General features: G+C 39.2%; 19 protein-coding genes. 13 read left to right on the top strand and 6 right to left on the bottom strand.

Features of this window, described 5'->3' with window-relative positions; all coding sequences use genetic code 11:
• Positions 1-68 precede the first annotated feature (68 nt).
• The 6 genes from FS458_RS16270 to FS458_RS16245 all read left to right on the top strand — a co-directional run bounded on the left by FS458_RS16270 (position 69) and on the right by FS458_RS16245 (position 6,920).
• Positions 69-1,913, top strand: a complete 1,845-nt coding sequence (locus FS458_RS16270) for a PAS domain-containing sensor histidine kinase (protein WP_144702578.1) — start codon at positions 69-71, stop codon at positions 1,911-1,913.
• Between the two features lie 53 nt (positions 1,914-1,966).
• Positions 1,967-2,215, top strand: coding sequence for a hypothetical protein (locus FS458_RS16265; RefSeq protein ID WP_144702575.1), 249 nt, complete (start codon positions 1,967-1,969; stop codon positions 2,213-2,215).
• A gap of 78 nt (positions 2,216-2,293) precedes the next feature.
• The gene (locus FS458_RS16260) at positions 2,294-2,737 is read left to right on the top strand and encodes a helix-turn-helix transcriptional regulator (protein WP_144702572.1); all 444 of its coding nucleotides are present in this window, start codon (positions 2,294-2,296) and stop codon (positions 2,735-2,737) included.
• A gap of 100 nt (positions 2,738-2,837) precedes the next feature.
• Complete coding sequence (locus FS458_RS16255) at positions 2,838-4,586, top strand: metallophosphoesterase family protein (RefSeq protein WP_144702570.1); 1,749 nt, start codon at positions 2,838-2,840, stop codon at positions 4,584-4,586.
• A gap of 194 nt (positions 4,587-4,780) precedes the next feature.
• Entirely contained in the window at positions 4,781-5,221 is a 441-nt protein-coding gene (locus FS458_RS16250; RefSeq protein ID WP_144702567.1) for a chemotaxis protein CheW, read from the top strand.
• Positions 5,222-5,231: 10 nt separating this feature from the next.
• Positions 5,232-6,920, top strand: a complete 1,689-nt coding sequence (locus FS458_RS16245; protein ID WP_144702564.1) for a methyl-accepting chemotaxis protein — start codon at positions 5,232-5,234, stop codon at positions 6,918-6,920.
• A gap of 251 nt (positions 6,921-7,171) precedes the next feature.
• On the opposite strand, the gene FS458_RS16240 is transcribed toward FS458_RS16245, so the two are convergent.
• From FS458_RS16240 to FS458_RS16230, 3 genes are all read right to left on the bottom strand, one after another.
• On the bottom strand, positions 7,172-7,402 hold the full coding sequence (locus FS458_RS16240) for a hypothetical protein (protein WP_231607417.1): 231 nt from the start codon (positions 7,400-7,402) through the stop codon (positions 7,172-7,174).
• Complete coding sequence (locus tag FS458_RS16235; protein WP_137790415.1) at positions 7,399-7,719, bottom strand: YbjQ family protein; 321 nt, start codon at positions 7,717-7,719, stop codon at positions 7,399-7,401. The genes FS458_RS16240 and FS458_RS16235 overlap by 4 nt, the downstream gene beginning before the upstream one ends.
• Positions 7,720-7,783: 64 nt before the next feature.
• Positions 7,784-9,154, bottom strand: coding sequence for an FAD-binding oxidoreductase (locus FS458_RS16230; RefSeq protein ID WP_186320632.1), 1,371 nt, complete (start codon positions 9,152-9,154; stop codon positions 7,784-7,786).
• A 125-nt stretch (positions 9,155-9,279) separates the two neighbouring features.
• Here FS458_RS16230 and FS458_RS16225 point away from each other — a divergent pair, with 125 nt between their 5' ends.
• Both FS458_RS16225 and FS458_RS16220 read left to right on the top strand, forming a co-directional pair.
• On the top strand, positions 9,280-9,849 hold the full coding sequence (locus FS458_RS16225; RefSeq protein ID WP_144702561.1) for a BsuPI-related putative proteinase inhibitor: 570 nt from the start codon (positions 9,280-9,282) through the stop codon (positions 9,847-9,849).
• Positions 9,850-10,097: 248 nt separating this feature from the next.
• On the top strand, positions 10,098-12,245 hold the full coding sequence (locus tag FS458_RS16220; protein WP_144702558.1) for an ATP-dependent Clp protease ATP-binding subunit: 2,148 nt from the start codon (positions 10,098-10,100) through the stop codon (positions 12,243-12,245).
• A gap of 194 nt (positions 12,246-12,439) precedes the next feature.
• On the opposite strand, the gene FS458_RS20895 is transcribed toward FS458_RS16220, so the two are convergent.
• Positions 12,440-12,529, bottom strand: coding sequence for a putative holin-like toxin (locus tag FS458_RS20895; RefSeq protein ID WP_222122228.1), 90 nt, complete (start codon positions 12,527-12,529; stop codon positions 12,440-12,442).
• A gap of 410 nt (positions 12,530-12,939) precedes the next feature.
• On the opposite strand from FS458_RS20895, the gene FS458_RS16215 reads away from it, so the two are divergent.
• On the top strand, positions 12,940-13,569 hold the full coding sequence (locus tag FS458_RS16215) for a hypothetical protein (protein WP_231607418.1): 630 nt from the start codon (positions 12,940-12,942) through the stop codon (positions 13,567-13,569).
• Positions 13,570-13,893: 324 nt separating this feature from the next.
• On the opposite strand, the gene FS458_RS16210 is transcribed toward FS458_RS16215, so the two are convergent.
• A complete protein-coding gene (locus tag FS458_RS16210) occupies positions 13,894-14,082 on the bottom strand; it encodes a hypothetical protein (protein WP_144702555.1) in 189 nt (62 codons plus the stop codon).
• A gap of 201 nt (positions 14,083-14,283) precedes the next feature.
• Between FS458_RS16210 and FS458_RS16205 the strand changes: the two genes are divergently transcribed.
• The 3 genes from FS458_RS16205 to FS458_RS16195 all read left to right on the top strand — a co-directional run bounded on the left by FS458_RS16205 (position 14,284) and on the right by FS458_RS16195 (position 17,675).
• The gene (locus tag FS458_RS16205; RefSeq protein ID WP_144702552.1) at positions 14,284-16,686 is read left to right on the top strand and encodes a penicillin acylase family protein; all 2,403 of its coding nucleotides are present in this window, start codon (positions 14,284-14,286) and stop codon (positions 16,684-16,686) included.
• Between the two features lie 85 nt (positions 16,687-16,771).
• Positions 16,772-17,062, top strand: a complete 291-nt coding sequence (locus FS458_RS16200; protein WP_137790410.1) for a hypothetical protein — start codon at positions 16,772-16,774, stop codon at positions 17,060-17,062.
• Positions 17,063-17,336: 274 nt separating this feature from the next.
• Positions 17,337-17,675: a VOC family protein gene (locus tag FS458_RS16195; protein ID WP_144702549.1), complete on the top strand. Its 339-nt coding sequence runs from the start codon at positions 17,337-17,339 to the stop codon at positions 17,673-17,675.
• Positions 17,676-17,853: 178 nt separating this feature from the next.
• On the opposite strand, the gene FS458_RS16190 is transcribed toward FS458_RS16195, so the two are convergent.
• Positions 17,854-18,105: a hypothetical protein gene (locus FS458_RS16190; protein ID WP_144702546.1), complete on the bottom strand. Its 252-nt coding sequence runs from the start codon at positions 18,103-18,105 to the stop codon at positions 17,854-17,856.
• A 182-nt stretch (positions 18,106-18,287) separates the two neighbouring features.
• Between FS458_RS16190 and FS458_RS16185 the strand changes: the two genes are divergently transcribed.
• Positions 18,288-18,539: an HPr family phosphocarrier protein gene (locus FS458_RS16185; RefSeq protein WP_144702543.1), complete on the top strand. Its 252-nt coding sequence runs from the start codon at positions 18,288-18,290 to the stop codon at positions 18,537-18,539.
• Positions 18,540-18,551 lie beyond the last annotated feature (12 nt).

Raw genomic sequence — 18,551 nt, 5'->3', positions numbered from 1 at the left:
AGGAAAATAGACCCTTTTATTTAATTTATAGACGTTAAGAAAGTTTTAGTAAAAAAAGGGTGGATAGAATGAAAGTATTAAGTCAGGATGAATTACCTGCAGTTGCCACTTTAAAAGAAATGATCGATGTCCTGCCCGAATTTGTTTGTTTAAGGTATCCGGATGGAACATGGGCAGAAGCAAACCGGTTCGCTCTTAATATTTATGGAATCAACCACGATGAATATAAAGGAAAAAGTCTTGAGGAACTTGAAACAAGACTTTCATACGAAGCAATTGAAAGATGTAGCCTTTCCGATAAGAGAGCATGGGAAACAAGAAAACCGATAAAAACAGCTGAAAAGATTATGATGAAGAACGGTCGTAAAGTGATGCTAGAGCTCATCAAGCAACCGACCTTTACGAGTGATGGTAAACCGCAAGTGCTTGTTATCACAGGACGTGATATAACACCTCATAAACAGAAGGAAGAAGAGCTGAGTGTGGCTCTAGATCTATTAGAGTCGGTTTTAAAAGGAACAACAGATGCCATTCTCATTATTAACACAAGGCAAGAGGTCATCAAGGTGAACGATGCATTCATTCAGATGTTCGGCTGGGCTGAAGAGGATTTCTCGGAGGATAATGATGACTATCCTGTTATTACACCAGCACACCTGCAAGGTGAATCAAAAGAGATCATTGACTTGTTAAAACAAGGACAATCCGTTCCGCTTCATGAAACACAACGTATACACAAAGACGGAACCGTTTTTGACGTATCTGCATCTTTTTCAAACATATGTGACATGGACGGTAAGATTATGGGGTTCGTAATTGTATATCGTGATATTACTTCTCAGAAAAAAGTAGAGCGTGCTCTACGTGAAAGTGAGGCGAAATATCGTTTGATCGCAGAACATTCTACAGATCTTATTACTGTGATTGATCCATCTGGCATCATACAATATGTATCTCCTTCACACTTACCTGTACTTGGCTATGAAGATGGTGAGATTAAAGGGGCTATCCTGGAAATGGTTCATCCTGATGATTTACAGAGCCTTTCTGATCTTTTCATGAGAGCTCTTGTGAAAAAAGAACCGTTTCAGACAGAGTTCAGGTTGGTTCATAAAAATGGTGATTGGATATTATTAGAGGCCCGCGGTGTTCCGGTTATGACGAAAGATGGTCATGTAGAGAGCTTAGTTACCTTTGCTAGAGATGTTACGAAAGCAAAACAGACAGAAGAACTCATGTTAAAATCAGAGAAGCTCTCTGTTCTCGGCGAGCTTGCTGCAGGAGTCGCACACGAAATTCGGAATCCGTTAACTTCACTCAAAGGATTTACGAAACTTTTGTCAGATGCAGACGATGTGATTCGGTTAGAATATTTAAGAATTATGGAGTCAGAACTTAATCGGATCAACGACATCGTCGGTGAGCTCATGCTTGTTGCTAAACCGCAAGCGGTTAGCTTCGAACATACGAACATCCAAGAACTGATCTATAGTGTTGTTAGGTTGCTAGAAACCCAAGCGATCATGAAAAACATACAGATCTGGGTAAATATATCAGATAACATACCGCTTGTATATGGTGTAGAGAATCAGCTTAAACAGCTTTTCATCAATCTGTTGAAGAACGCGATCGAAAGTATGGATAAAGACGGAGAAATTCATATTAAGATTGGAACTCGAAACGATTCTGTCCTTCTCGAGTTGAAAGATCAGGGATGTGGTATTCCAGCAGAACGTTTAAAAACCCTAGGAGAACCCTTCTATACAACAAAGGAAAAGGGCACGGGCTTAGGATTGATGGTGTGTTTTAAAATCATTGAAGAGCATGGTGGAGCTATTCAGTTTTCTTCGGTTGAGAACGAAGGGACGAAAGTAGAGATCGAACTTCCAACTGCACCGTCTTCACCAAAATAAGGTTTAATGTATGAAGAATCCGACCACACTGTTCATAAGGGAGTGTGGGAGAGTTGAATAAATACCGTATCTTTTTTGTGTATCGAGTAAAGGATTTAAATTATATTCACGTTCATGGTATGAACATGGAAAATAAGAAGTTGTTCACGGTTCTGATCTCATCCCCAAACGATGAGATGAACCTAGCCCTTCATCATAGTGAACTTCCTAATGAACTATTGTCATTGTTGGAAGCGGAGAGTACACGAATTAATTCTGGGCTCTATGATCTTGCTCATTGGGAACCATATACGTATAGCTGAAACTCCTTTCATTTTTGTTGAAAGGAGTTTTTTTGTGTAAAATGTTCCTAAAAGGATAAAAAGGAGATTCTCTTTATTATGACACAAGACGAAATTGTGGACTTGTTAACAGGCAAGATCAAGCTTGTACGAACTGAACTTGGATATACACAAGACAAGATGGCCGATATATTAGGAATTTCGAAGAAAACGTTAGTGCAGATCGAAAAAGAAAGAATTAAAGCGAGCTGGACTGTAATCGTTGCTATGTGTGCATTGTTTCGAAACTCAGACATTCTTAACCATGCATTAGGTGGAAATCCGCTTGATGTTATGGAACTAGTCGTTCATGAGTATGTAGCGATACCGAAAGAAAAAACCTGGGGTGGACATGTCTGGTGGAAAGAAGTAGATTCACGTAGAGGCTACCGGCTTCAGCAGAATGTAATCAGTCAGCACTTCCGAATTCTTGATCAAAAGGATTATCGCGTGTATAGTTCCTTTGAAGAAAATGAAGCAAGAAAGAGATTGAAAGAAATATAGTAAAATAACTGTTTCATAAAATGTTTAATGTGCTGTTACATGAAATTTACGTTGTGCTGTTACTTTCAAGATGCAAGTTATTTTGAAGGGAGAGTAAAACATGAGTTGGAGAATGAAGCTAACAGCACTTGTTATCTCAGGTGCTTTAACGATACCTGTTGGACAAGCACATGCCTTCTTGTCTGGTATAGACAAACAAGATGGTGGGATTGGAAACACTGAAAACTATTTGGATAAGGTGCCTAATTTAGCACTAGATCCAAAAGTAGAAAATATTATTTATCCACTTATGTCAACTCCGGCAATAAAAAAGAACGGATCAGATCTGACGATAAAGGTGGATACAAAAGATAAAGAACCTGCAGGATGGGAAGTTTCTTTAAATCCAACGGAAGCAGCGAAGATTGATGGAACATTTACTCTTCCTGTAAAAAATGTGCAAAAAGGATCTTCTTATTGGAAGGACAGCTCTTCTATTTATGAAGTTACGGTACAAATTCCAGATGAGGTTCCAGAAGAGTTATTTGATCTGCAAGTTTCTTATACCGGGAATGGAACGCGTATTACAGATGATGAACCAAACTCGGTAAAGGTAGTTAAAGAGTTCAAGAAGGGATTTAAGTTTATGCATCTAACGGATATTCATGTTGGCTCTCCACGTAATATTGCAGATCCAGCTAATATTACTGAAGCTGGATTGTGGCACCCAGATCGAACAAAACGTTGGTTATATCTCCAAAAAACGATTAAACAAGTGAATTTGTTAAAACCAGATTTTGTGGTGATGACTGGTGATTTAATGTATGGTCAGATGAATCCGAAAGAATATATCTATGAATATGAAGAAACATACCGCATGCTGAAACAGTTTGATGTTCCTGTGTATATCGTACCAGGGAACCATGATTATTATGCACAAGATGCTACGCTAACTGATGGTGCTAAGTATTGGGAACAATATTTCGGTCCTCAATATTTCTCATTTGATTATGGACCATATGCTCACATGATCGGATACAACTCTTTTGATTGGCACAAGTTTGATAGACAAGGACACGGAACCGTATCTGTTCCTACTTGGGGTGGACAGATACGTGATGAGCAGATGGAGTGGATCAAAAAAGATTTAGCAGATAACAAATCCAATGCACAACCTGAGCAAGTAAGAGGATTATTTTCTCACCATAATCCGTTATGGCGTGATCGTGACATATGGCCGTCAACAGATCCGCATGTAAACGAGTATTGGGAAGAATATGATGCTAAGCATGATCCGCAGCATTTAACAACGCTCATAAAAGGTGAGGCGCTCGGTATTAAATACGATCAGCAATGGCATGGTGAAGGGTCTCATGAACTGATTGATGTAATGAAGCAGAACAACGTTAATTTATCTTTGCATGGACATACGCACATCGATAACATTACAGAGCAAGACGGTATTTTGTTTTCCACGACTGCTTCTATTGAATTATCAGCTAAACCATGGGTTGGCTATCGTTTGTTTGAGAAGAATGCAGCTGATAATAAATTCAATTCATACGTATATGAAGGTCCAGATAAATCCATGCCAGTATATCAAAATGGGAATACGTCAGCTGGAGTTGTTTCATTTGAAAATAAGTTTCAACTGCCGAACGATGGATCTCAAGTCACCCAAACAGCAACAGTTACGAATCGTTTAAATAAATCTTTGACTGTAAATATCCCATTCTATATGAAACAAGGCAGCTACACGCCTTCTGTTGGTAAAGTAGTTGAAACACAATTATATGGTTCGAAACAGTTTGTAGAGGTGCAAGTAACCATTCCGCCGAATACGATAGAGAATGTAGATTTAAAAAGATAAGTAATAAAAAAGCCTGAGCATTTTTTGCTCAGGCTTTTTTATTGTTGTTACATAAACTCGAGAAACACTAAAAATGATTAGTAGATTTATTATCATTTTTGAGACTAAAACATTTGAAATTCTTAACCGATAAAAAGAGGGAGAACTTATGACTATTGTTTAATGAAGAAATACCTAGAAAAGGAGCAAGTGAGATGTCACTTAGCACTCAAACTTTAAAGATTGTTGTAATAACAGCTGGTGTTGAACAATATGGCCTTCCGATCGAACATGTCGCTTCGATCGAGCGCGTTCTGGACATAACACCGATGCCAGAGATGCCTTCAGACGTATTGGGAATCATTCATTTAAGAGGGAACGTTATTCCGATCATTGATTTTGGACAGCTGATCGGTAAAGGGAAGACAGAGATCACAGATCAGACAAGAATTGTTATTTTACAGAATGAAGAAAGCTTCTTAGGGCTTCTAACGGAAGCTGCAACCGATGTTATGGATATCGAAGCAGATTCTATACAATCACCAGGGAGTTTTCGTTCAAAAGAGGATTCGTTAATAAATGGTGTCTCTAAGCAGGATGATCACCTAATCATTGTGCTGAATTGTCCGGTTATTTTTAGCAACAGAAATTTATAAGAGGTGACGTATGAAACTGACTTTGAGAAAAAAGCTAGTAGGTTCTTTTTTAACAATTGCCGTTCTGTTTGCTGCAACTTGCGGTGTTTTCTTTTACTTTTTAAAAGACATGCAACATACATACAGTGAACTATTGGACAGAAGAACGGTAATCTATAACAATGCGAAAGAGATCGAACTTCAAGCGACTGTTCAAAACAATAGTGTCAGGGAATACTTGCTCGAGCAATCGACCGAAAGCAAACAAAAGTTGACCGACGCGAACGAGAAGATTAATACACTCGTAAATGAAACGATGAAACTCGTTCAAGTAAAGGCAGATAAAGATAGGCTGGAGAAGATTTATTATTTGAACAATGATTACAAAACGGAATCAAATCGCGTTCTGCAAAACTCAATGAGTAACATGGAAGCTGCAAATGAATATGCAAAAAGCACTCTCTTCCCGTTAGGCAGAGACATGCGAGCTGTAACAGAAGAGATGGGCAAGAGACAAGCAAACCTAATGGCTGAAGGCAGAGTCGTCGTTGCGGACGAAGAGAAGTTCGTTGTCTCTCTCATCACGATTTTAGGAATCGTTATTGTAGTGGCTGCACTTGCAATCGGTTACACGATCTCTCTTATGATTTCTAGACCTGTTGTGAGAATGTCCAATATGCTTAATGACATCGCAGATGGTGACCTGACGATGGATCCGATCTCTGTAAAAAATAAAGATGAGATCGGTATGCTCGCAGATGGCATCAACCATATGGGTACAAACCTTGCTGCTTTAATCAGACAAGTCAGAGCTACTGCTGAACAAGTAGCAGCATCTTCTGAAGAATTAACCGCTTCAGCTGAACAAACGAGTATGGCAACTGAACAGATCGCGACAACGATAGGTGAGGTGGCAGGAGGATCTCAAGAACAAGTGCGTACGGTAGATGATATCGTAGAAGCCATGAACCAGCTTTCTGCCGGCATTCAACAGATCGCAGTTAGTATGCAGAACATGTCTGAAGCATCTGCTCGTTCTATGCAGGTAGCAGAAGGTGGAAATGAGACCATACAAAAGACGATCGGCCAGATGAATGCGATCCACACTTCTATGGACAGTACCTCAAGAGTTGTTAAGGATCTTGGTGAGCAGTCTCAAGAAATTACGAATATTGTTGATGTGATTACGGATATTGCCGGTCAGACAAACTTGCTGGCGCTGAATGCAGCAATTGAAGCAGCTCGTGCAGGAGAACAAGGCAGAGGCTTTGCGGTAGTTGCTGATGAAGTACGAAAATTAGCAGAGCAATCATCAGCATCTGCTTCCCAGATCGGTCAACTGATCACTAGCATACAGGAACTAACTGAAAAAGCCGTTACCGCAATGAAGAACGGTGCGATAGAAGTAAATGGCGGTAGAGAACTCGTCTATCAATCAGGTGAAGCATTCAAAAGTCTGTACGATACCGTTGCAGAGGTTTCTGGACAAGTTAGCGATATCTCAGCTGCTACAGAGCAGATGACAGCGAGTACCGAACATGTTGTTGGCTCGATCGACGTGATCTCATCGATGGCAGAAACAGCAGCTTCGTCAACGCAAGAAGTTTCTGCTTCTGCAGAAGAACAGCTAGCAAGCATGGAGGAAATATCATCTTCATCAAACGCGCTTTCACAGCTAGCAGAAGAGATGAACGAAGCGATTAATAAATTTAAAGTGTAAATATGAAAAGAATTGAAAGCTGCCCAGCTTGAATGGGCGGCTTTTTTGTTAGCGACAGAGGATAATCCCCTGTGACCGAGAATAAAACCCTGGGACCGCGCATAAAACTCGTCGATCGAGCATAAATCTCTTGGACCGAGCATAAAACCTTTCAAACGCACCAAAATAAAATTTGAAAGAACCTTAAACATCATCAGCTACAAAAAAGCTTGTCTTTTAAGGGAAACCCCAAAATAGACAAGCTTTTTTCATTACTCTTCTTTATAAAAGCGATCGCCTGTTTCAGGATTATAATAAACACGTTCCCTTTTTCCTGAGGTTGGATCGATTGATATTTCATCTGTCCAAATATAGCCCGAGGGCACTTTTGTTTCACTTTTTTTGTATCGCTTATCAAAATACATCCAGGAGATGATAGCTAAGGCGATTAAGAAAAGGATAGACAAAACTTGCCAGCCGATTAGGATGCTTATGATGTTCATTGTTTTTCAATAACGACAACAGTTCCATAAGCAACGATCTCGCTCATGTTATTGCCCATCTCTCCAGAATCAAAGCGCATCATGATGATTGCGTTGCCACCCATTTCGGTAGCATTCTTTACCATCCGGTCAACTGCTTGCTTTCGCGCATCTTCAAGCATGCTCGTATATTCTTTGATCTCACCGCCCATGATTCCTCGTAATCCCGCCATGATGTCGCCGCCGATTCCACGAGCACGTACAACGACTCCAAAAGCAGAACCTTTTACTTCCTTCACCTCATAGCCTTTAATGTTCTCAGTTGTAACGACGATCATGAAATAACGCCTCCTTGGTTTGTTATAACACTAATACGAATCATACAAGCTCTTCGTTTCATTTCTATATTATGATCTTACCAGGGTTTAAAATGTCGTTTGGATCCAATTGTTTTTTTATAGAGAGCATGATGGGAAGAGTATCTGCATGTTCCTTAGCCAAATATTTTGCTTTTCCGATTCCGATACCATGCTCTCCTGTACACGTGCCGCCTTTTTGAAGAGCATGATCAACTATACGTGCGTTGACCATGTCTGCCTTTTCGCGCTCTATTGTAAGCGAGCTGTCGTACATTAGGATAGCATGAAAATTACCATCACCTACATGACCGAGGACTGCCCCCGGTACTCCTATCTCGTCCATCGTTTTTCTCGCGTGTACGATTGCTCCAGACAATTCGGAGAGTGGAAGACAAACATCGGTAAACATCATCGATTTCCCTGGATAGCCATGTTTAAATGCATAAGCTAAATGGTGTCTTGCTTCCCAAAGTTTCGCCCGAGCCTTAGAATCACGTTCCTCTGTCCACTCTAAACCACCAAAGCTCTCGAGCAATTCCTTTGTGAGTGATGCTTCATAGGTAACACTAGCTGGATTTCCTTGAAACTCTAAAAATAAGGTAGGAGCTTCTGTATACGAAGTATCACTATTGTGGTTCACTTGGACGATCGAGCGTTCATCAACCAGCTCCATCCTTGCGATACCAGTCCCAGAGCCAAGAACTGCACTTGCTGCTTCAACTGCCGTTTGAATAGATGGAAACGTACACCTTGCTGCAAGAACTGCCTCAGGAATTCCGTATACTTTTAATGTGATCTCAGTAAATATCCCTAAAGTACCTTCTGAGCCTACAAACATGGAGGTCAAGTGATAGCCAGCTGACGATTTAGCAGCCATTCCGCCGGTTTGAATAATTTGTCCATCCGCTAATACGACTTGAAGATTTCTTACTTGATCGCGCATGATTCCATATTTTACGCTTGTTGTTCCACTTGCATTTGTAGCTGCCATTCCACCAATCGTAGCATCAGCTCCGGGGTCGACTGGAAAGAACAATCCGAATTTTTTTAGAGCTAGGTTTAGCTGAGTACGTGTAACGCCAGGCTGTACTTTCACTAAAAAATCATCTGGACGAATTTCCAGCACTGCATTCATTTCTTGAAAGTTTAATGTGATGCCACCTTTTACGGGTATACAGTGGCCCTCAAGACTAGAACCGGCTCCGTAAGGCACAACAGGAATTTTGTTTTCATTTGCGAATTTAAGTATAGATGAAATTTCATCTGACGATATCGGGTATACAACTACATCAGGAGAAACAGGGTGGTGATAAGATTCATCATGGCTATGCTGCCAGAGAACCGTTTCATTTTGTGTGGCACGTTTTTCAGAAGTTATTTTCTGCATTTCTAACAAAAGATCTGACTTTGTCATTTCCAAAGAAACACACTCCTTCTACGTATAGATTTAATCTCTATTTTACATGAAGTAAGCTAAAAATCCTTTTTAAACATGAAATTACGTATATATGCCCAAACTAACAAGTGAGGTGAAGAACGATGATAAAATGTAGGATAAATAACTGGCATGTTATACTGATCATATTATGTATTTCAGTAGTCGTTACAGGCTGTGGAAATAATGACAGCCAAAACCAATCCGAGGGGAGAGAGCAACCAGTGATAGGTGATGGTAAAAAAGATGATAAGAATCAACAAAGTCCTAAGGATGGCAAAGAAGAGCGATCTGGACAAGAGGGTCAGAACGGCATCGTTGCAGGAAGTATTGAAAGTACGATTAATGTTCAAGAACAGCAGAATGCAAAAGGTATTCTATTTCGATATGAATTAAAAAATCAAACAGAAAAAGAGAAGGTTTTTCAATTTTCGTCTAGTCAAAAATTTGATTATGTGATCAAAGATAAGAACGGAAAAATTGTTTACCAATACTCGAAGAATCATATGTTCATGCAGGTTCTTTCTTCATTAAAACTGAAACAAGCGGATGTTTTTAAACAGGACATTTTAGTGAATAATCTTGAACCAGGAGCATACACACTTGAAGTATGGTTGACGCCAACCGGAGAAACAGAAGACTACAGACAAAAAATCACTTTTAATTGGAACTGATTTGGGGAAGAGATGAGTTAAGAGCTCATCTCTTTTTGTTATTTTTAACAGTCAAACAAAATACTTGAAAGTCAAAAAAGGTCAAAGTATAATATGATTAAAGGTGAAAGGTCAAAGAAAGTCAAAGTCGAACTTTTGCAAGTAGACCAAATCGCCTAAATCATAAAAGTTGCGAAGCGAAGGGCATACCGTTATAATCGCAAATAATTTATACAATTTTTCAAAAAAACTTATAGGGGGTTACAAGTATGCGTTGTGAACAATGTGAAGTTAATCCTGCTACGATTCAAATGAGTATCTCAATGAATAAAGAAAAGAAACAATTTGTGCTCTGCTCTAATTGTTATCATAAAGTAAAACAAGAAATGACAACTGGGGGAGGAATGAACATGAATTTTTCTTCTTTCGATGATATTTTTCAACAGATGATGAATGGTCAAGCTTTTGCAGACCAGGCGAACGATCCACATCATCAACAAACTCAAAAAGGAAAACGTGGCGGCGGAGGCTTCTTAGATAAATTTGGCCGGAACTTAACAGATGCTGCAAAAGCAGGAATCATTGATCCTGTCATAGGACGTGATCAAGAAGTGCGTCGTGTGATTGAAATCTTAAACCGTCGTACAAAGAATAACCCGGTATTAATCGGTGAGCCAGGTGTAGGGAAAACTGCAATAGCTGAAGGCTTAGCTACTAAGATCGTAGAAGGCAATGTACCGGCAAAACTTCTGAATAAAGAAGTCTATTTATTAGATGTTGCTTCACTCGTTGCAGACACTGGCGTGAGAGGTCAGTTTGAAGAAAGAATGAAACAACTGATTGCAGAACTTCAAAAACGGAAGAACGTCATTCTATTTGTAGATGAGGTGCATCAGATCGTAGGAGCAGGGTCTGCTGAAGGTTCAATGGATGCAGGAAACATTTTAAAACCAGCACTGGCTCGTGGTGAACTTCAGATGGTTGGTGCTACAACACTTAAAGAATATCGCCAGATCGAAAAAGATGCAGCACTTGAACGACGCTTCCAGCCTGTAATCGTTAACGAACCAACGACGGATGAAGCATTTGAGATCCTCAAGGGACTTGCTTCGCGTTATGAAGACTATCACCAAGTTAAGTTTACAGAAGAAGCTTTAAAAGCTTGTGTTACGTTATCACATCGGTATATTCAAGATCGTTTCTTGCCCGATAAAGCGATTGATCTTATGGATGAAGCAGGTTCAAAAAGCAACCTTCAACATATTACGATTGAGAAATCGTCCATTGAGGAGCGCTTAGAAGAACTTGTTAAAGAAAAAGAGAAAGCTGCTGCAGATGAAAACTATGAACTTGCAGCTAAGCTTCGACAAGAAGAACTAGTGCTTGATGAGAAACTTAAAACACAAGAAGAAGATAAAAAGGCAGCGATTGTGCAAGTAGAAGATATTCAACATATCGTGGAACAGAAAACAGGAATTCCAGTTCGTAAGCTGCAAAGTGATGAACAGTCTAAGATGAAAGAGCTTGCTGCAAAACTTTCAGCTCAAGTAATCGGACAAGATGAAGCGGTGGAAAAGGTAGCAAAAGCGATTCGCAGAAGCCGTGCAGGATTAAAGACAAAAAAACGTCCGATTGGTTCCTTCTTATTCGTAGGACCAACGGGTGTAGGTAAAACTGAATTAACCAAAACATTAGCTAAAGAGATCTTCGGTGATGAAGAAAGCATGATTCGTCTCGACATGAGTGAGTATATGGAAAAGCATGCTGTATCCAAGTTGATCGGTTCACCTCCAGGGTATGTAGGACATGAAGAGGCAGGACAACTTACAGAACAGATCCGCCGTAAGCCATATAGCATACTGCTGCTCGATGAGATTGAAAAAGCTCATCCAGACGTACAGCACATGTTCCTTCAGATCATGGAAGATGGCAGATTAACGGACAGCCAAGGGCGTACAGTAAGTTTTAAAGATACAGTGATCATCATGACAAGTAATGCAGGTTCAGCTGTAAAACAAACAAAGAAACTTGGCTTTAATACAGAAGAGGTTGAAAAAGAGACACAGATTTTAGACTCTTTAGGCGGCTATTTTAAACCAGAATTTCTTAACCGTTTTGATAGCATCGTACAATTTCAGTCACTAAAGGAAGAACACCTTGTGAAGATTGTTGATCTGATGCTACAAGAGCTTTCAGATCAACTTCAAGATCAAAACATTTCAATTACAGTAACTTCAGCTGCAAAACAGAAGCTTGCTAAACTAGGGTATCACCCAGCATTCGGAGCAAGACCACTTCGTCGGATCATTCAAGAACATATCGAGGATAAAATTGCAGATGTTCTTTTAGATGACGAGAATGTCGAGAAGCTAGCAGTAAATGTTGCAGAGGGACAAATTGTTGTGAAAAAGGCGTAAGATTATCTAAGGAAGAATGAAGTAAAATAGATAGAAAGTTAAAACTAAAAAACCTTGCTTGGAGAGTGTTTCTCCAGCAAGGTTTTTGTTTTACAATTCATAGATAGGGTATTTCTAGTTTTTAGATGAATTTATCCGAAAAAATAAGCCATGCATCTGCATGGCAGAATAAATAGAAATAAAACTCTCTGTCTTTATGAATCATCTTTGGAGCGGATAATGGTAAGAACAAGCATTGAAAAACCAATCATGAGTGACATCGCTTCAAATACTGTCATCCCCATCCCTCCTTACAAATTAGGAGTAAGACTCGTACAGAAACTAGAGAAGGAAAAGTATTGTATGATTACCATTTTATCCCGATTTTTAAAATGAAACAAGAATCGGAAAGACTATTTCTAATAACTCTATTTAGGTCAATAGGATTATTTTACCAATATCATTTTGAAGCATAAATCGCATTTGTTTTTCATTTTTTTCGGGGTAGACTAAAAGTCCTATAAAATAATCAATTCTAATACATCTAAACAACAGGTGTAGCTAAGAACATCGCGAAAAGAAATATAAATAGGCACAAAACGAAGAGTAAGCATTTTCTTTTCATTCTTTTCATCCCCCTTGTGTATATCAATGTATAAAGAAATGATATTTTTCATGACTATTATTCAAGGAAAATTTTAAGGAGGATTATTCGTTGGACACATCATATGTATGGTATGTAAGTTATGGATCGAATTTAATGGAGCACCGTTTTTTGTGTTATATTCTTGGTGATCAGCCTGAAGGTTCTACTCAACGGGAAAGAGGCTGTAGAAATCCAGCAATGCCTCTTAAGAACGGTAAAGCTGTTTTGCCATATCCCCTTTATTTTGCAAGAGAGCGAACGAAATGGGGAGAAGGTGGAGTGGCTTTTATTGGACATGAAAGAAATGAAGCATACGAGACGTATGGCAGAAAATACTTGGTCACTGTCGAGCAATTCTTAGATGTTACAGCTCAAGAAAATAGCTGTGAAGAGATAGAGGCTGACTTGGAGGAAGTCATCGAAAAAGGATATATTCACTTTGGTCAAGGCTGGTATAGCCGCATGGTATATCTTGGTGAGGATCAAGGATATCCGATGGTTACATTCACTTGCAACCTTGATATGCACGAACAGGATTTGAATCCACCACCAGCAACTTATCTCGTAACCATTGCAAAGGGACTTAGTCAGATAGGTCTATCTTGCGGTGAAGCGGTAAAATATTTTGCTCAAACTCCTGGGATTGCAGGCAGAATGAAGGATGATGAGATAGAAAGTATCATTAAAACGTATTTTTAGCATGACAAAAGCTAGATAACTTGTCCAACCACCGGCTATTTTTCCGTTTAAAGGGTCGAACATAGGCCTAGCGGTATACGTCTAATGGAACTTACGGTATTTAAAAATCGATGAGATAATAAAGTCCCCTATACATATAGAGGTGCTTCCTTTAGAGAGAAGCACCTCTTTTTTTTGTACTTTTCTTAAAGCATTTTATCCTACTACGCAGTTTAACTTCGTTTCATGGCTGCTCGCTTTCGGCAAAGCTGTGGGTGAACGCACTTTCAAACATCCTATTTTTTTATTTGGCTCATCTGTCTACGTGCACAATATTATATACACTTATGCATTCATTTTGATTTGTTTAATAGAGATGATTGCAGCAGAACAATTGAATTGGTCAGCGATCAGCTTTTTTACTTGTTCGTGGAGATTGGCTTTGCTGGGATAGATGTTAACAATCACGATGTTTCCTTCTGTAATTTTCTCCTCACCATGACTAAGTTGAAAATCCACTACAATTTTAGCCATCTTCTTTCTCCTTATCATTTATGTCATAAACTGCTTTTTGAGGTATTCGACATTTTCATGAAAATCCTGTCTTAATTTAGAGAAATTAGGCGAAAAGTTGGGAGGTTTTTCAATACATTTACTTTTATCAATTTTTTACAGGGGAAATCCGTCACATTATAGAATGTAATTAGGAAGATTGTAGTGGCAGGGGGTCTATGGGTGGAGAGTACGCTTCAGAAAAAAAAGTCCGTTAAACGAATTACTTGGAAAAAAAGTTTAGTGATCATCGGCATCGCTATCGTTGTTATTCTAGCATCTGCAGCAGGTACAGCCTATTTTTTGCTTCAAAAAAGCAAGCCTGTAATTAATGGGGCTATTCCATTAATCGGACTTCAAGCACGGGTAGATGTTTACAGAGATAGCGATGGAGTTCCCCATATTGAAGCAGAATCGATGAAAGACCTATTTATGGCTCAAGGTTTTGTAACGGCGCAAGATAGGATGTTTCAGATGGACTTAAGCAGAAGACAGGCATCAGGCAAGCTTAGTGAGGTAATTGGGGAAAAAACACTCACCCGTGACAAGTTCTTTAGAACATTAGGTTTAAGAAGAGCGGCAGAAGCTTCATATGATGAGTATTCTAAAGAAATGAAACAATATCTGTCATGGTACGCAGATGGTGTGAACGCTTATATGGACCAGGCTAAGAAAGATAATACGCTACCTATAGAATTCTTGCTCGTTGGGTATGAGCCAGAGAAATGGACCCCCGTCGATTCCCTCGTAATCGGTAAATATATGGCTTTCGATCTTGGTGGACATTGGGAAGGACAAGCATTTCGATATTATTTAACAGAAACGTTTTCAAAAGAAAAAGCTTTGGATCTATTTCCAGGATATCCGAAGGACGCGCCAACCATTTTAGAGGATCTTCAAACAGAAGGTATTGATTTTGAGAAAAGTTTCGCAGGATCGGTAATTCCTAACTATCATAATGGAAGTAATAACTGGGTAGTTGCGGGCGATAAGACGAAATCGGGTAAGCCGCTTCTTGCCAATGATCCACACCTTTCACTAGGTACACCTTCTATCTGGTATCAGGCCCATCTGAAAGCTCCTGATTATGAAGTTTCCGGTGTAATTTTCGCAGGAATACCGGGTATTATTGTAGGACATAACAAGACGATCGCATGGGGTGTTACGAATGTAGGACCGGATGTTCAAGAACTATATGTTGAGAAAAGAAACCCAAAGAACTCTTATGAATTTCAATACTTGGCAAACTGGGAAAAAGCTGATGTGGTAAAAGAGAGAATCAAAGTAAAGGACAAAGTGGACGTAGATCACGAAGTAGTGATCACAAGACACGGACCCATTATCTCTGAATTTGCACATCATGATAAACCAGGTACTGCTCTCTCATTAAAATGGACTGCTCTTCAACCGTCAAAAGAGCTCGAAGCTGTCATTTTGATGAACCGCTCAAAAAACTGGACTCAGTTTGAAAAAGCGCTTCAATCGTTTCATACTCCTGCACAAAATTTTGTTTTTGCGAGTACAGACGGAACGATTGCCTATAAAGCAAATGGATTGATCCCCGTTCGTAAACAAGAATATACGTCACTTCCTGTTCCGGGATGGACAGATCAATATGAGTGGGAAGGATATATCCCGTGGGATGAACTGCCAACAAGTGTTAACCCAGAAAAAGGATATATTGCGACTGCAAACAATAAAGTTACTGCTGATTCATATCCCTATCATATTTCAGATACATTCGCTCAACCTTATCGACAACAACGGATCGTAGAAGTTCTTGAAGGGAAAGAAAAGCTTACGGCAAAAGACATGCAATCTCTGCAGTTCGATCAAAAAAACAAACAAGCAGAAGAAGTGCTGCCGATTTTTATGCAACAAGTAATGAAAAAACCATTGAACGATAAGGAAAAGAAAGTCATCTCACTTCTGAAAAAATGGAATCATACCGATAGCAAAGATAGTGCTGCTCCATTAATTTTTCATATATGGATGAGTCATTTTAGTGATGAGTTGTTTAAGGAAGAAATCAGCGAAGAGATGCTGAAGATGTTTGATGGTAGGGAACAAGTGGTGGATGAACTGATAAGAAAGGCGAACGCTGGAGATCCCGGCCCATGGATTAGAGAAAATGGCGGGTTAGAAAAAGTTACTCAACGCTCTTTTGAATCAATGATAACCTTTCTATCAGAAAAATTTGGGGACGATTCATCGAAATGGAAATGGGGAGACTTTCATACGCTAACATTTGAACATCCTCTTGCTGCCATCAAACCTTTACATCTATTATTTAATCCACCTACTCAAAGTATGGGTGGAAGTAGAGTGACAGTTGGTGTAGCTGGATGGGACCGGGAAACAGGCAACATTACACATGGTGGAGCTTGGCGCATGGTAATCGATATGTCTAATACATCGAGATCTTATCATGTAGTAGGACCAGGTCAATCTGGCCATGTACTGAGCCCTTGGTATGAAGATCAGGTTGAAGATTGGGCAACAGGAAAGTATCACGAAACCGCTCTAGATCAGAAAAAATGGCCGAAGGATCAGCATCTCGTTTTGAAGCCAAAAGTAGAAAAATAAAAAACGGTAGACTCTTGTCTCTGTCAAAATAACAGGTTGGACATATGGTGTAGAGAAGGCAAAAACAAGCTGGGAGGTTTACCCTTTGTCATACCAAACGTATCACCTGTGCCGTAGTTATTTAGGCAGATCGGTATATATTGATTGTCATTGTGGCACAAGATATCATGGTGTTCTTAAGCATGTAGATGAGAGTAAAGCGTATATTCTACCGTATAGTTCAGAAGGTCAGGACGAGAGCAGCAACCGCTTCTTTTTTGCTCCTGCATTAGTAGGACTAACACTTGGAACCATCGCAGGTCTAGCATTAGCACCACGACCGTACCCAATCTATCCTGTCTATCCGCCATATCCATATCCGCCGTATCCGTATTAAGTTTTCTAAGACTGATCCTATACTACACACATCGTGTAGATAGATCAGTCTTTTATCTTGCTCTTTAGAGATTTTTTAGAAAACTTCTAGAGTGAATAAAGACCAATCATTTTGAAAGGAACGATGCATAAGAAAACAGACTTTCTAAAATAGAGCTTTTTATAAAAAGGAGCAGGAAATAAAGAAGAAGAGAGGGAATTTAACGAATACATAAAAGTAAAAATGAATATAAATCTAGCACATGATCACGAATTTTTTACGAGGGGGTATTGATATGAAGCTAGCGTTTTTGTTTCACCCAGTAAAAGATTTACAAGAGTCTCAGCAATATTATGAAGGTCTTGGCATGACTGAAGCCTGGCGTGAAGGTAATCAAGTACTAGGGATGTCGATGAAAGATAGTGAAGTGCAGTTGATGATTGAGGAAGATGAACATGATCTTGGACCAGGCGGCGTATTTTTAGTAGATAGTGTAGATGATTTCTATCATGAACATGAGGGAAAGCTGAACTTCGTTAAATTACCTTGCACCATTCCTCCTGGAAGATATGCTATCTACCAAGATGCAACAGGCAATCCTATCCGAATCATTGATTCTACGAATAAAGACTAGAAATGGGTAAAAAACACCATCCAACTTTTTTGAATGGTGTTTTTATTTTGCTTATTTTTAAGGAATGTTGCCTCGACGGGTTACAAGAGGCTGTGAGTAATCTAGAATGAAATCATTATTCTTAAAAGCAACAATGATTACACAGTCTCTTCAAATGCTAATGAAGAAGAGAAGTTCTCTAGTGATAAAACTCATCGTTTTCGTTTAATGCAGGATCATGCAGATCACCAACGAAATGTAACAAACTATCACCTTCGAAGTAATAAGGTTCTGTGTCTTCTAACCAGCTTCTGTATTCTTGGAAATCCTGATTAAAGTCTCCAGAAAAGAAACGGTGTGCTACCTCGTTTGTTAATGTATCGATGATTACGATACCTCTGTAACTTTGACGATCGGGTTCATCATAATCGCATGCTATGTAATAAGCCATAATTGTACTCCTTTTTCAGTCATACTCATAATGTTGCAAAATAGTTCTTTTTTCATACCATTATTTTTCAGATTCTTCATAAATTGAATGCATAAGCCATAAAACTCTAACATGGAGTTAAAACGCTCTTTACATTTCGCTAGTAAAATAAAAAATGAAGAGGACTGAAAGAGGGTCATACAATGAAAACTTACTTTATGGTACAAGAGAAAATCAGACCAACTTGGATTCATGAGATGGTCGTTAAAGCGAATGAGTTTGAACAATGCCAAATCTTTTTTGAATGTAACACGTTAAGAATCAATGCAAAAAGCCACCTTAGTATGAGTCTTTTAAATGGCATGCAAGGGGTCTGCTGCGTTTCTGCAACTGGAGAAGATAGCAGGGGAGCTGTTGATGCATTACGAAGTTTAGGAACAGGCACATTATCATAAAAATATAGAGAA

It is taken from the genome of Fictibacillus phosphorivorans, assembly GCF_007673525.1.
GTDB classification, from domain to species: Bacteria; Bacillota; Bacilli; order Bacillales; family Fictibacillaceae; genus Fictibacillus; species Fictibacillus phosphorivorans_C.
Note: the sequence above shows the minus strand (reverse complement) of the source record. Positions and strands in the feature narration are given on the sequence as shown.

Coding starts and splice junctions, on each gene's coding strand:
- FS458_RS16220 (WP_144702558.1), top strand. CDS start 10,098: ATGCGTTGTGAACAATGTGAAGTTAATCCTGCTACGATTCAAATGAGT.
- FS458_RS16270 (WP_144702578.1), top strand. CDS start 69: ATGAAAGTATTAAGTCAGGATGAATTACCTGCAGTTGCCACTTTAAAA.
- FS458_RS16235 (WP_137790415.1), bottom strand. CDS start 7,719: ATGATCGTCGTTACAACTGAGAACATTAAAGGCTATGAGGTGAAGGAA.
- FS458_RS16195 (WP_144702549.1), top strand. CDS start 17,337: ATGAAGCTAGCGTTTTTGTTTCACCCAGTAAAAGATTTACAAGAGTCT.
- FS458_RS16260 (WP_144702572.1), top strand. CDS start 2,294: ATGACACAAGACGAAATTGTGGACTTGTTAACAGGCAAGATCAAGCTT.
- FS458_RS16190 (WP_144702546.1), bottom strand. CDS start 18,105: ATGGCTTATTACATAGCATGCGATTATGATGAACCCGATCGTCAAAGT.
- FS458_RS16250 (WP_144702567.1), top strand. CDS start 4,781: ATGTCACTTAGCACTCAAACTTTAAAGATTGTTGTAATAACAGCTGGT.
- FS458_RS16210 (WP_144702555.1), bottom strand. CDS start 14,082: ATGGCTAAAATTGTAGTGGATTTTCAACTTAGTCATGGTGAGGAGAAA.
- FS458_RS16225 (WP_144702561.1), top strand. CDS start 9,280: ATGATAAAATGTAGGATAAATAACTGGCATGTTATACTGATCATATTA.
- FS458_RS16230 (WP_186320632.1), bottom strand. CDS start 9,154: ATGACAAAGTCAGATCTTTTGTTAGAAATGCAGAAAATAACTTCTGAA.
- FS458_RS16255 (WP_144702570.1), top strand. CDS start 2,838: ATGAGTTGGAGAATGAAGCTAACAGCACTTGTTATCTCAGGTGCTTTA.
- FS458_RS16185 (WP_144702543.1), top strand. CDS start 18,288: ATGAAAACTTACTTTATGGTACAAGAGAAAATCAGACCAACTTGGATT.
- FS458_RS16245 (WP_144702564.1), top strand. CDS start 5,232: ATGAAACTGACTTTGAGAAAAAAGCTAGTAGGTTCTTTTTTAACAATT.
- FS458_RS16240 (WP_231607417.1), bottom strand. CDS start 7,402: ATGAACATCATAAGCATCCTAATCGGCTGGCAAGTTTTGTCTATCCTT.
- FS458_RS20895 (WP_222122228.1), bottom strand. CDS start 12,529: ATGGGGATGACAGTATTTGAAGCGATGTCACTCATGATTGGTTTTTCA.